This is a genomic window from Alcanivorax quisquiliarum, assembly GCF_023051175.1.
Classification (GTDB): Bacteria; Pseudomonadota; Gammaproteobacteria; order Pseudomonadales; family Alcanivoracaceae; genus Isoalcanivorax; species Isoalcanivorax quisquiliarum.
Window position 1 is genome coordinate 147,376 of record NZ_JALKII010000006.1, and the last position, 12,966, is coordinate 160,341.

Below are 12,966 nucleotides of genomic sequence, written 5' to 3' on the forward strand. Positions count from 1 at the left end.
TACAGTCCTGATCATGTAAGGATACACAGGCAACTTTACATATGCGCCGCCCCTGCCATGGTCAGCTACAGATCTGCTTGCCGATGTAACAGCCCGAATCATCACTCACCATAACATCCTCCCTCAATAATGATTTGGTTATGCCATGCCCTCTGGACTGACCTTGTAGCAGGCTGGCTCTTCAGCTGTCATCGGCATGGGCTCGTGCACCAGCTTATCCGCTGTTGCGGGTTGCCAGTTGCGCACGTCTATTTTGCCGGTGACGGCGGCGGAGATTAGGGCGGAGCGACGTTCGCGCAATACCGATACCAAGTGGGCCGCCTCATCCTCCAAGACGCGTGCTTCGCCTGTTACCAAAGCCAACCGTTTCATGATTTCCTGCCTTTCCTGTTCAGGCGGCAGAGCAATACGGATATTTTTGAATTGGTCCCAATACAAACGTAAACGGAAATCCGTTATGCCGTATGAATACCTTCTCATTTCCTCCACAGCGCGGTCCGTTCGCAATAGCTGCTCAACATACCGAGAAATTTCAAAATTTTTTTCAGGTCGAGCAACTACATAAGCAGGGCTTACCAAGCCCTCAACCCTGACGGCACCGAAGCCGCCCTGCCAAGCCCTCATCATGTTGTAAACGAGATCACCGGTGCGAACTCTTTTATATTTTTCGCGATCCTCAATGCGGGTTATTTTCCTATCCGATTCTTCTTCTGTAAGCTCTTTATCCGAGACCCCATGATGAATCGATACCTGCAGGACTGGAAGTCCTGGTAGACCCTTATCTGCAGCTTCGGAATAGAGTGCACCTAGCCGAACAACCTCCCAGTGCGCCGGCACCTCTCCCAGCCACTCCACGCCGGAATCTTTCATCGGCACCGTCGGGTCGAGGCCTTTGGTGACGGCGTGGGAGATGACGGCCTGGCGCTTTTCCTTGAGCAGTTCGATCAGGCGCTGCTGCTCTTCGATCAGAGCGTCGATGCGGGCGGTTTCGTGGTCGAGGAAGCGGGCGATTTGGGTTTGCTCTGCGAGCCCAGGTGCCGCGATCGTGAAATTATTGATCACATTTGTAGGCACCCGCTTGAGTCCACCAGCACCCATCATGCTGGAAGTGCAGAAATCCATGTAGTTGTCTTCCTGCAAGCGGTAATAAAGGTACTCAGCCTTCACGCAGTGATTAGGCCTCAACACGTTAATTTCACTGGAGCCAAAGCCAATGCCATTGGTCAACCCAGTAGCAATAGCAATATTTTTGTTCTCAAAGCACGGCGTCACTTTGGCCTGTAAAACATCGCCATCTTCAAAGTAGGTATAGCCATTTATAACCTCTTTAATTTGGCGTTCTTCATCCAACAGCAAAACACCAGTCTTCAGCTTTTCCATAGGTACGAAGCTGCAAAGTAGCTGTATACCAACCTGGAAATCCGACTTTCTCGGATTGAGTGAGGCGAGATGCTTTATTGGAATCAACGCCCAATGCTCTGGCACCTTCCCCAACCACTCCACCCCCGAATCCTTATACGCCGGGTACGGCTTAAACCCGCTCATTGCTCGTCTACCTCAATAATACCGTCATTCCCGCGAAGGCGGGAATCCATGGGTGAGCGTGGATTCTCAATAAAAGCACTCGGGAATGACGAGCCACCTGAATCGTTCCGGGATAGCGGTGCGCCTGAGGCTTCCCGAAATGACGGCGTACTTGAAAACCCGGACTCTTGGCCGGTGATTTCTGGCCACAGGTCGAGCCATTGTGGATTGCGTTCTGCCACCAGACGCAACTTCCAGGAGCGATTCCATTTCTTCAATGCTTTTTCGCGGCTGATGGCACTCTGCATGGTTTCGTGCTGCTCATACCAGACCAGTGTTTTTACGCCGTATCGACGAGTGAATCCCTCGACTACACCTTCACGATGTTGCCATATCCGTTGTACAAGATTGGATGTGACACCGATGTAGAGTGTGCCATTGGGTTTGCTGCACAACAGGTAGACGGCGGATTGTTTCATGCAGCACTCCTTTGCTTGCCGGTGTGGATCCCCGCCTTCGCGGGGATGACAGTTTGGGCAATGAGGATGACAGTTTGGGCCCTCGGGGTGACAGCTTGGGCCCTCAGGGTGACAGCTTGGGCTCTCGGGGGGATAGTGTCAGCAGCAGGGATGACGCTGTGTACCGGAGAGCTTTGCGCCACCGCTGGTGTCACGTTTTCGCAAGCGCCTACTGCGTTAAACTTCAGGCATAAAAACCCGCCAGAGTGTGCTTCCAGGAGAGGCATGGCGGGTGTATTGAGTAACCTGCCGGTTTGAGGGTGCTCCAGAGAACATAGCCTTGGCGGGTATTGTTGACCGGATTGTACCCGGAATTTGCGGACTGACAACCTTCCCTCATGCCGACAGCCCCTCGATCATTTGCTTGATACGGTCGGTACAGGCTTTCAGGTCGCGGTCGATTTCTTCCAACGGGCGCGGTGGCTGGAATACATAGAAATGCCGGTTGAAGGGAATCTCGAAGCCGACAATACCCACCTCACCATCCAGCGCATCGGTCTTGCTCTCGTCGATCCAGGCGTCGGGTACATGGGGTTTTACCTCACGTTCGAAGTAGTCATACACCGACTCACCCAGCGGAACGTTCTCGTAGTCACGCAAGCCGGTGTCGGCGTCCGGTTTGCCCTTGGTCATGCAGATATCCGCCTCGGGGTCGCGCTCGCTGAGGGCGTTGAGCAGGGCCCTTAGCTCAGGTGTGCTGGGTTTGACATAGTGCTTCGCGAGAGCCTCTCTCAGCGACTTGGTGAACTGCTCACGGTTGCGATGCACGGTACTGGCGTCCATGCTGCGAAGGGCGTCGATCATGCGCTCCTGAACTGGCGTATCCAGCTTCTGGATGGCCTTTTCTTCCAGCACTTTCTTGATGCGCTCGGGGCTGGTCTGGAAGTTCAGGCGCAGCGGGCGCTCGACGGTGATGCGGCGGTAGCCGAAGGCCTCAACGGGGAAGATCTTGCTCTGCGGGGTCTCCTCAAAGCGGCCATACAGGCGCACCAGCTCGTCGATCTGCTCGTCGGTGATGTACTGGCGCTTGCTGCCCAGGGATTTGCGCATCTTGGCGAAGTGCTGGCTGCCGTCAATCAGCTGCACCTTGCCCTTGCGCTCGGCTGCCTTGTGGTTGGACAGCACCCAGACATAAGTGGCGATGCCGGTGTTGTAGAACATATCGGTGGGCAGCGCGACTATGGCTTCGACCACGTCGTTCTGCAGCAGATAGCGACGGATCTCGGACTCGCCTGATCCTGCTCCGCCGGTAAACAGCGGCGAGCCGTTGAGGATGATACCGATGCGCGAACCGCCTTCCCGTGGATCAGTCGCTCCCGGCGTCCTGCCTCCCGCGACATTCGTACCTCCCTGTACAGCACGCATCTTGCTGACCAGGTGCAGCAGGAACAGCAGGGAGCCATCCGACACACGCGGCAGGCCGGGGCCGAAACGACCGTTGTAGCCTTTCTCCTTGTGCTCATCGGTGATCTGCTTCTGCACCTTTTTCCACTCCACGCCGAACGGCGGATTACTGAGCATGAAGTCGAAGCGGTTCTCGGCCAATTGGTCATCGGCCAAGGTGTTGCCGAGTTTGATGTTGGTAACGTCCTGCCCCTTGATCAGCATGTCCGCTTTACAGATGGCGTAGGACTCGGGGTTCAGCTCCTGGCCATGCAGCGATACGGTGACCTTGTCGCTGATGGACTGGATGTACTCGTCGCCCTCGGATAGAAACCCGCCCGTGCCCGCTGTCGGATCATATATGGTGACGATGCTGTTGGGCTTGAGCTTGTCGTCCTGCCCGGTGATCACCAGCGAGGTGGTCAGGTGCACGATGTCACGCGGGGTGAAGTGCTCCCCGGCGGTTTCGTTGGAGCTTTCAGCGAACCTGCGGATCAGCTCCTCGAAGATGATACCCATGCCGAAGTTGCTGATGCGCTCGGGGCTCAGGTCGGTGGCGGCGAAGCGCTGCACCACCTGATAAAGCAGATCGGCGCTGGCCAGCTGCTGAACGAAGTTATCGAACTCGAAGTGCTCGAAGATTTCCCGGGCGTCCTTGCTGAAGGACTGCACATAGCTCATCAGGTCGTCCCGCGTCTGGGTATCGGACAGGGTCGCCAGGCTCAGGGGAGATGCGTTGAAGAATTGCTGACCGGCGGCACGCAGCAACAGGCGTTCACGGACCAGGTCGGGCTTGTTGCTGTGCTCTTGCGCCTGGGCCAGCACCGTGGCCTTGGTCGGCTCCAGTACGCACTCCATACGCCGCAGCAACGTGAACGGCAGGATGATGCGGCCGTACTGGGACTGCTTGAAGTCGCCGCGCAGCAGATCGGCAATAGACCAGAGAAACGCAGCCGTCTGGGAATGATTTTCCGTGTTCACGCAACAACTCCTTGCGAGAGGGACAAAGCGGCGAGTTTAACCGCTGCACTATCGACTGTCATAGGTTGCCATGCCCGTTTGTCCGTGTGGCCGGCGTGCGTGGAGACAGGGCACCTGATCGCCCGTACCTTTACGGAAGATGCCAAGCGGCCGACCCAAACAGCTTGCCTCCCCCTGCTTAAACCTGCTTCTCCACACTCCACTCCGTCAATGTCACACCCTCCCAGCACCAGTAATCCGGCCCTCGCGCCACTTTACGAGGGTGGCCGATCTGCCGAAACGCTTTGATGGCGGCCCCGGAGAAGCTCAGGGTTTCACCCATGAATTCCACGCGACTGCCTTCCACCACCTGGGCTTGAAGCGCCGGGGCCGGTTTGAAGATCAGCAGGGTGCCGGGGGCGATGTCCAATGCTCTGGACTTGAGCGGGGGCTGGCGCTTCTCCACGGCTTTCAGCTCGGCCAAAAAGTTAAAACTAACTGGCAGCCGCCGGCGGCTTGAAACTCACCAGTGTTTTTCCGGGAAACAGCAGTTCATGGGTGCCGAAGAACACCGCCACCGCGAAGCTGAGAAGCTCGCCGGTGCGCTGCTGGAATTGCTCGGCGCCGTCGCGTGCGTCTACTGTGTAGTAAGCCAATTCGCGTACTGCGGAATCAATGGCAGTCAGCGCTTCCGAAACAATCAGCGCCAGGTTTTCCCCTTGGTCATATTCAGCATCCAGATTGCAGGCAGTTATCAGCGCCTTGCCCAGCGCGCCTTCAGTGTGCCAGCTGGGGATGCGGGTGTAGCCGGTGCCATCCTCCGTCATGATGCGTACCAGCTCGACCATTCTGGCGTGGCGTTGCTCTGCGGTGGCGGTCTGCGCCAGGCAGTCGATGACCACGTCAAACCAGCTTGCCATCAACGCCTGCACCACGTCTGGCGAACCGAGATAGTGCTGCTCGGCGGCGAGTGCAAGCGCCTTTGTCACGGGCTCGCCCTGTACCGCTTCTTTGGTGCGCGTCGCGCCCTCGAAACAGGCTGCGCCATGCTGTTCGAACCAGGCTCTGGCGGCAGCGAGCACGGCCAGATCACGCTGGCGGCCTATCGTATTTTTTGTCTGCCCGATAAGCTGCTCCGCCTCCTGAAATGTTACCCAGCAGGTGGCCCAGGTTTCGCTATCCAGCGCACTCTGAGGCTCAAGGGCGCGCATGATGAAATAGGCGTTAGTGGTGGTGCCGCCATGAAACAGGCCCGGCAGCACGTCGATGATCTCTGCCTGATAGCCGGTTTCTTCCCGCACTTCGCGGAGTGCTGTCACAGCAGGTGTATCCCCCGGCTCCGGCCGGCCCTTGGCGAACGTCCAGACGTAACCGTCGTAATGGTTGCTCGGCTCTCTCAGCAGTATCTGGCCGCCCTCTTTCAACAGAATACCGCCGTATGCGCTGGCCTTTGCGATTGCCCCCGCCATATTATCCTCCCCCTCGTCGTGCTTTTTTTCGCGCCACCTGCTCTGAGACTTCTTGCAACGCGACCTTCCCCGACGCGCAGCAATCAATCGCCTATTGTGTCTGATATTTCGGCCGCTTGATTCAGCCCGTCATCTGGAAGGCTTTCAAGCTTGCCGACGATCATCGCGCACAAGGGCGACATATCATGTCGCCCCTCGCGCCGAGGCAGATCGACGACACCTGCGCCCAGCTACACCACCGCCACGGCAAAACACGCACCGTCTGCTATAGTCGGCTGACAAGGCCCCGGCAGCCCCTGCCAGACCGGCCTTCGTCATGCTCATAACGGGAGCCGCGCCCCGGCACTCGCTCCCCTTCAGACGCAGAAGGAGTTGTCATGATCCCCCTCAGATATTCACTGATTCTCGCCGCGGCCCTCGGGCTGCTTGCGGCGTGCAGCGACAACACAGACAGCCCTGAAACCAGCACCGCCGCAGAGACGGCCACCACAGAAACCCCCAGCGCAATCGCGCCCGCGGCCCCCGAAGCCGCGCCCGCAGAAGTGACGCCCGAGCGGGAAGCGTTCAACGTGATCGAAGTGGCACGCTTCGATTCCCCTTGGGCGATGACGTTTCTGCCTGATGGCCGCCTGCTGGTCACCGAAATGGCGGGCGAATTGCAGCTGTACGACATTGATAACGACCACACCGGCACGATCACCGGCGTCCCCGAGGTTGAGCATGTCGCACAAGGCGGCCTGGGCGATGTGGTGCTGCACCCGGATTTCGAGGATAACAAGCTCGTTTACATCAGCTTTGTCGAAGCCGACGAGAGCGGCCTTGGCGCAGCTGTCGCACGCGCCGAACTGGCGCTCGATGACGAAGGTGGCGGCGCGCTAGAAAACCTTGAGGTGATCTGGCGCCAAACCCCCAAGAAAAGCGGTGACGGCCACTTCGGCTACCGCATCGCCTTCGACGACGATGGCATGCTGTGGATCAGCTCCAGCGAACGCAAGGAATTCGACCCGGCGCAGGACATGAACACCAACCTGGGCAAGATCGTGCGCCTCAATGACGATGGCAGCGTGCCGGAAGACAACCCGTTCGCCGATCAGGGCGATATTGCCGCGCAAATATGGTCACTCGGCCACCGCAACATTCTTGGCATGGCGTTCGATGCAGACGGCCGCCTGTGGGCACATGAAATGGGGCCCAAAGACGGCGACGAGCTGAACCTGATCGAGCGCGGCGGCAATTATGGCTACCCGCTCGTTTCCAACGGCAACCATTACGATGACACGCCGATCCCCGATCACAGCACCCGCCCGGAATTCAATGCACCCGTCATCACCTGGACGCCAGTGATTTCCCCTGCCGGATTCATCATCTATGACGGCGATCAGTTCCCCGACTGGCACGGCAGCGGCTTTATTGGCGGCATGTCGTCCATGGCGCTGGTGCGTGTGGAGTTCGATGGCGAGAACGCTCGCGAAGCCGAGCGTTTCGAAATGCAGCGCCGCATCCGCGAAGTGGAACAAGGCCCGGAGGGTGCCATCTGGCTGCTGGAAGACGGCACGCGGGGTGGTGGCAGTGCGTTGTTGAAGCTGACGCCAGCGGAATGATCACGCGACGATAGAAGCCCGATCAGGGGGCCGGTAAGCCCGGCCCCTTCCTCGCAGGGGCATTTCGCAGATTCATAAAAAGCCTGCCCGTGGCGCTGCCAACCGCTACCCTCCTCTACTGGCTGCAATCGGCTGGCTGTAATAGGAAGGGCCGGAGCAGCTCTTTTCGGGCTACACTCGTCCATGTATCGGCGGCAACCTATCATTTGTGAAGGGAAGCCGGACACCGTATTCAGTGGCTCACCTACCTGATCTTCCTGAAAATGGCCGGTGAATACAGCAAGCCGCCCCACAATCGGGATGTGGGTATTCCGAAAAAATATTCCTGGCAGGCGCTCACTCGCAAGAAGGGTGCGGAGCTGGAAGTGCTGTATGTGGAGCTGCTACGCAAGCTGGGCAACAAGAAGGGTATGCTCGGGCAAATCTTTACCAAGGCACAGAATAAAATTCAGGACCCGGCGAAGCTGTATCGACTGATCGAAATGATCGCCGCCTTTGCCTGATGAATATCTTTTTGCACAACATCGGCGAAATTGACGGCGAGAGCTTGATTTCCCCGAATGACGCACTGATCGCGCCCAGCCCGATCAGTGTGGACTATGTACTGGCCAACCCGCCTTTCGGCAAGAAAAACTCCATGAGCTTTACCAATGAAGAAGGCGAGCAGGAAACTGATGACCTGACCTATAACCGTCAGGACTTCTGGGCAACCACCTCGAACAAGCAGCTCAACTTCGTGCAGCATATCCGCAGTATGCTCAAGACCACCGGCAAGGCTGCGGGGTGGTGCCGGATAACTCCAATCAGCAATCTATTCATGCTGGATGTGTGAGGCCTTCTGCACAAATCGTTCAACCGCCCGGCTGAAAGCCCAGGCAAAACTCAACAGGGCTTTATCCATTTGCTGAAATTCGTCTGCGGTGGCAGCCCAGTCGATGGTGCCTTCGGGCGTGAGGCTGGTGCCGTCAGTGACAACGGCGGCGCAGGCCTCATCGGCTTCTTTGAGGAAGCGGGACATTAATCGCAGCAGACCTTTTTTGCCATGACCTTTTATGCCCATGTGCTGGCAAAGGCGGGTGCTGTTATCCGCTCGCGGCGCCGGCAGCTGCTCCCAAATCAGCTGGGTGGTCTGGAGCCGGTGAGAGTTTCCATGATGATAAAAGGCAACCAGGCCATGCGCTCGCTGTACCGCATCGGAAAAATCAAAAAAAGCCGGTGGCGGGTATTCGGTGGCTGACGCTTCGGCAGGTATGCAGGCGGCGTCAAACTGCTCCTTCAAGCCCGGCGATTGGCTGACAATGTCCGGTTTCGCCTGCTCGATCACAATCTCCAGGGTGTCGTCCCACTTTTCTTCGCCCGTCGGCTCGCACTTTTCTTTCAGCCTGTCGCACCCTTCGACCGCGATATCTTCCCACTCTGCGTTTTCATCTATTACTTCGCAGTCTTCGCCATCACTCCAGCCTTCATCATCTTCTGGACTGCTATCGTCTTCACCGCCTTCGCCCACACCTGCTAAAGGCGGCGGTAACCGGCCGGATGCAAACCAATTTTCTTTTTGGCTATCGACCTCGACTGGCCAATCTTTGGCTTGTGCGGCCAGAGCCAGAATATCGTCCAGCACGTCCAGCCGGCGCACCCAGGCGTGAGGGATATCGGCGATACCCCGTGCGGCACCCCAGAGCTGACCGGCAATGGACGCAGTGGAGTCGCTGTCGCCATCGTGATTGGCGGCGCGGATGATCAGATCTTGAAAGTTGCGGGCCGATAAAAACGCATAGAGCGCAATGGCCAGTGCTTCGTCACCTACCCAACCGTGCCCCAGACGGCGAATTGCCTGCTCGGGATTGAAGCGCATCCGGCTGCCAAGCTCTTTGGCCAGACGGTAGAGATCAGTGCTCGGAACGACGCCATATACATGCCCCCATTCGGAGGCGTCGCTGAAACCGTTGCGCACGGCCAGAAACTTGCGCTCGCCACGAATCAGACGACGGACGATACGCGCCAATACGCCCGCCGATGCCCACCCGTCGGGATGGCCGTGCGTCAAAGCTGCTGCTCCCGCCGCCAAATCAAAAGGGTCGTTCAGGCTCAGAAATCCAACGGGTGCAGTTCGCATAACCCCGCCACAGCCTTTGGAGTTATTGATGGCTTGTCTCAGGGTGCCTTTACCGCCCTGGCTCAGTGCTGCGAGGCAGGTATTACCCGGTGCTCGCTGTGTTCGCAAGGCTGGGCTGCGTGCCAGTTGTCCGCTCAGATGGGGCGAGGCGGCTCGGCCACTTTGCGTATCCAACCAATCCAGATAAGCCAGCCGAATCTGCTCCAGTGCCTCTTCCTGATTGACAGCCCCCTCACCGTCCGTGCAACGGAGCAAGCCTTCCAGCGTGAACAGGGTCATTTGCGTGTCGTCACTGACCACCAGTTTGCCTTGTTGATACTGTGGCTGAGTCATCCCTTTGGGGCCGAAGCGTTGTCGGATCAATTCAAGGGAATCAAACTCGACGGCATAGCCAAAGGCGTCGCCCACAGCCCCGCCGAGCAAACAGCCCAGTAGGCGATCCAGCCAGTCGTCGTTGGTGGCGAGGTTTGCCTCGTGGACATGATGCTCCTGTGCCGGCGTTTGAATGGCGCCGGGGCGGGCTTTGCGCACCTCCGTCACAGCTTGGTTGGCGGACATTCCCAGCTCGACCAATAGGCGGGCCGCTATCATGCCGGTACGGCCCAAGCCGCCCCGGCAGTGAATCAGAATACGCTTGCCCGCCCGCAGTAGCTGCCGCAGTCGTAAACCCTGGTATAGCCAATCGCGCTCAAAAGAGGTTTCGGGTACGGAGATATCTTCAATAGGTAAATGAAACCAGAGCAACTCCCGGCTTTCTGTCACTGTACCCAGATGACCAACCTGCAACGCGTCAAGTTCGCTTTGTGGCATCAGCGTGACCACCGCTGCCGCACCCCAGACTTTGATCAGGTCGAGATCCAGATCGAGATCACGCTTGAATTCACCAGATACGGACTGCTGCTGAATTTTCCCCGGGCAGATGGCCATGCCGATAACACCGCCAGCGGGCAGAGTAACGCTGGCAATTTCAAGGGGGTTATTGACGCTATCGAGAATGCTCACAGGGCGCTCCTGTTATCAGTATCCAATTTACCCGGCAGGCGAACACTTTATTGGGTTTTTATTGATTCGGGTAGCGAGCAGATGGGGAAAGCCGCCTGCCAGATTTGCTTCGCGACCATTTACGGCCGCGCTGAATGAGCCGACCGAGGCAATTATCGAAAGGCTGGCGAATTTCCGGGCGGTGCTGGCGGGGTTGGAAAAAAATGGAAGCGGTCTTGATTCGACATAGAGACTGGCACCGCTCGCCGATGGTCGACACTCAATGCATCACCAGCCGCTTCATCCAATCCAGCAACACCATTGGCAATAACTCCGGCTTCGGCAGTAGTGCGTAATTGTGGGCGCCGAAGATGCGTGGCAGGTAAGCCGGGGCCTGGCGATCAATGGTGAGACAGAAGGCGGAGATGCCTTGCAGGGTGGCTTCGGTGATGGCCTGGCGCATGTCTTCCACGCCGTATTGGCCTTCGTAGATGTCGTTGTCGTTGGGCTTGCCATCCGAGAGCACCAATAGCAGCCGGTGGCTGGCCGGCTGCTTCAGCAACCCGGTGCTCGCGTGGCGGATGGCGGTGCCGGCGCGGGTGTAGTGTTCCGGTTCCAGTGAGCTGATGCGCAGCGCCACGTCGTTGCTGTAGTTTTCATCGAAGGATTTAATCTGGCGGACGATGACGGCATCCGGCCCTTCGCCGGAGAATGCCTGGATTGACCACGGTTCGCCCATCCCCTCCAGTGCCACGCTGACGAGCAACAGCGCTTCGCGCTCCACGTCGATGATGCGCCGGTTGCTGGCTATCCAGCTGTCGGTGGAGCCGCTGATGTCGATCAGCAGGGTGATGGCCAGATTGCGTTCGGCGGTGCGCCGGGTCTGGTATAGCGCCTCGGAGAGGCTGCTGCCGGCGCGGAAATCAGCATAGCTGTCGATATAGGCTTGCAGGTCGATATCGTCGCCATCCAGTTGCTTGCGCCGGGTAACGCGTTGGGCGCTGAGCATTTCAAAGCGACGGCGGATCTGGTTGAGCAGGCTGCGGTGTTCGGCCAGTGTCTCGTCCACCCACTGTTGGGAACCCGGCAAGTTGGGCAGCACATGCAGCGTTGTGCCGGGCTGGTGATAGGCACTGATGCGATAATCCCATTCCGGGTAGCGAAGGCCGTTCTGTTCGCGGATCGCGGTTTTCAATTGCATGGCGGTGTTGGTGTCGGGCGGGTCGTCGGAGATCAGCACTTCTCTGGAGCGGCCCGGCGTGGAGACGAGCCGCGCATGGGAAAGCTCCGAAAGCATGTCGCCATATTCATCGGCGCTGATGTCTTCATCTTTGTCGACCGGGCGATTAAGGCCGAGAGGATCTTCCGCCTGCTGATGCGGTTCATCCGCTTGCACCATGAAGATGCCGGGGTCTTTGTTATCGTCCTCGCCGTCTTCCGCTTCACGCACTTCCGGCCGCCGCAGCAGGCGGGAGCTGCGCGTCGGTTCGCTGGTTGTCTGTGGTTCGGTCAGTATGCCGCTGTCGGCAATTGTGTTGCGCTCGCCGAGCGCTGGCCGGCGCAGTTCGCCTGTCCACCAGTCTTTCAATAATGGGGCATTGCCGCCGTTTTTGTCGTCAGGGGGCAGGCCGATACTGGCCAGCACTTTCGGTGCCAGCAATACCGAATCTTGCGGTGACGAGCTGTGCGGCATTACCGTGCAGAGCTGCCCGCAGGGTGTTGCCAGCAATTGCCGCAGCAAGCTTTCAAGTGGCCGGCGCACGGGAGAAAACGCGTGAAGCGGCGGGCGCATCTGCAACGCGTGCTGGCGTAACCGGGTGACGGCGCTGGCCATGCCGGGCAGTTGCTCCGCCAGCTGGATATCGGCGGCCCAGGCTTCAAGCAGCAGATAAGCATCCGCAAGCAATGCCGGCCAGGCCGGATCAAGCCACTCGGCGCTGCCACGGCTGGCCCTTGCCGCCTGTTGCAGTGCCATGGCGCGGAAAAATGCGTTGCCTTGGGTGATGTTTTCCATGCCGGAGTCGGCCGGCAACCACAGCCGCTCCCCGCTGGTGGCCGGTATGGGTTGTTTCAGCCAGGGCGACTGGTTGCGGCGATATATGCGTGACAGCAATGTCGGCCGGGCCGGCAGTTGCGCGATGCGAATGGGCAGGCTGCGCCCGGCCACGGCGGTCACCAGCAGATCGAGTCGCGGTGCGATATCCGCCAGCAGCGCGGTGGGTGCCGCCGGCGGCGGTGGGCGGTAGCGGCGCCATAGCCGCTGGGCATAAACCGTTGCGTGGCGTGCGGCATCACTGAGCAGGTCTTCTGCTTCAGCCATGATTTGCTGGCCCGGCGGCGGGTTTCATCAAAGCATTGTTTGCAACGCGGCATATTGTGTACATGCGCTTCTCCGCATTCGGCGGGCTTGCACG

The 12,966-nt window shown here is 58.6% G+C and carries 10 protein-coding genes; 3 read left to right on the top strand and 7 right to left on the bottom strand.

Translation table 11 applies throughout. The features are described 5' to 3' along the window. Window positions 1–138: 138 nt before the first annotated feature. From MU846_RS10220 to MU846_RS10240, 5 genes are all read right to left on the bottom strand, one after another. Window positions 139–1,545: a restriction endonuclease subunit S gene (locus tag MU846_RS10220; protein ID WP_246952351.1), complete on the bottom strand. Its 1,407-nt coding sequence runs from the start codon at window positions 1,543–1,545 to the stop codon at window positions 139–141. Then, entirely contained in the window at window positions 1,542–2,003 is a 462-nt protein-coding gene (locus tag MU846_RS10225) for a GIY-YIG nuclease family protein (protein ID WP_246952354.1), read from the bottom strand. The genes MU846_RS10220 and MU846_RS10225 overlap by 4 nt, the downstream gene beginning before the upstream one ends. A 375-nt stretch (window positions 2,004–2,378) precedes the next feature. Further along, on the bottom strand, window positions 2,379–4,406 hold the full coding sequence (locus tag MU846_RS10230) for a type I restriction-modification system subunit M (protein ID WP_246952356.1): 2,028 nt from the start codon (window positions 4,404–4,406) through the stop codon (window positions 2,379–2,381). Window positions 4,407–4,584: 178 nt separating this feature from the next. Continuing rightward, a complete protein-coding gene (locus MU846_RS10235) occupies window positions 4,585–4,815 on the bottom strand; it encodes a hypothetical protein (RefSeq protein WP_246952358.1) in 231 nt (76 codons plus the stop codon). A gap of 64 nt (window positions 4,816–4,879) precedes the next feature. After that, window positions 4,880–5,854 (bottom strand): NUDIX domain-containing protein, encoded by a 975-nt coding sequence (locus MU846_RS10240; RefSeq protein ID WP_246952360.1) that lies wholly within the window; start codon window positions 5,852–5,854, stop codon window positions 4,880–4,882. Between the two features lie 377 nt (window positions 5,855–6,231). Between MU846_RS10240 and MU846_RS10245 the strand changes: the two genes are divergently transcribed. The 3 genes from MU846_RS10245 (at window position 6,232) to MU846_RS10255 (ending at window position 8,287) form a co-directional block, all read left to right on the top strand. After that, entirely contained in the window at window positions 6,232–7,455 is a 1,224-nt protein-coding gene (locus MU846_RS10245; RefSeq protein WP_246952363.1) for a PQQ-dependent sugar dehydrogenase, read from the top strand. A gap of 263 nt (window positions 7,456–7,718) precedes the next feature. After that, window positions 7,719–7,958, top strand: coding sequence for a hypothetical protein (locus MU846_RS10250; RefSeq protein ID WP_246952365.1), 240 nt, complete (start codon window positions 7,719–7,721; stop codon window positions 7,956–7,958). Further along, window positions 7,958–8,287 (top strand): N-6 DNA methylase, encoded by a 330-nt coding sequence (locus MU846_RS10255; protein WP_246952367.1) that lies wholly within the window; start codon window positions 7,958–7,960, stop codon window positions 8,285–8,287. Before MU846_RS10250 ends, MU846_RS10255 begins: the two co-directional genes overlap by 1 nt. Here the strand turns inward: MU846_RS10255 and MU846_RS10260 are convergent. Beyond that, window positions 8,267–10,573, bottom strand: a complete 2,307-nt coding sequence (locus MU846_RS10260; RefSeq protein WP_246952369.1) for an ADP-ribosylglycohydrolase family protein — start codon at window positions 10,571–10,573, stop codon at window positions 8,267–8,269. The genes MU846_RS10255 and MU846_RS10260 overlap by 21 nt on opposite strands. Before the next feature lie 259 nt (window positions 10,574–10,832). Then, window positions 10,833–12,872 carry a nitric oxide reductase activation protein NorD gene (locus tag MU846_RS10265; RefSeq protein WP_246952371.1) on the bottom strand — a complete coding sequence of 680 codons (2,040 nt, stop codon included), beginning with the start codon at window positions 12,870–12,872 and terminating at the stop codon, window positions 10,833–10,835. Between the last annotated feature and the right edge of the window lie 94 nt (window positions 12,873–12,966).

Excerpts from the sequence above, each read along its gene's own strand:
- MU846_RS10220 (WP_246952351.1), bottom strand. The coding sequence starts at position 1,545 with ATGAGCGGGTTTAAGCCGTACCCGGCGTATAAGGATTCGGGGGTGGAG.
- MU846_RS10225 (WP_246952354.1), bottom strand. The coding sequence starts at position 2,003 with ATGAAACAATCCGCCGTCTACCTGTTGTGCAGCAAACCCAATGGCACA.
- MU846_RS10240 (WP_246952360.1), bottom strand. The coding sequence starts at position 5,854 with ATGGCGGGGGCAATCGCAAAGGCCAGCGCATACGGCGGTATTCTGTTG.
- MU846_RS10245 (WP_246952363.1), top strand. The coding sequence starts at position 6,232 with ATGATCCCCCTCAGATATTCACTGATTCTCGCCGCGGCCCTCGGGCTG.
- MU846_RS10250 (WP_246952365.1), top strand. The coding sequence starts at position 7,719 with ATGGCCGGTGAATACAGCAAGCCGCCCCACAATCGGGATGTGGGTATT.
- MU846_RS10255 (WP_246952367.1), top strand. The coding sequence starts at position 7,958 with ATGAATATCTTTTTGCACAACATCGGCGAAATTGACGGCGAGAGCTTG.
- MU846_RS10265 (WP_246952371.1), bottom strand. The coding sequence starts at position 12,872 with ATGGCTGAAGCAGAAGACCTGCTCAGTGATGCCGCACGCCACGCAACG.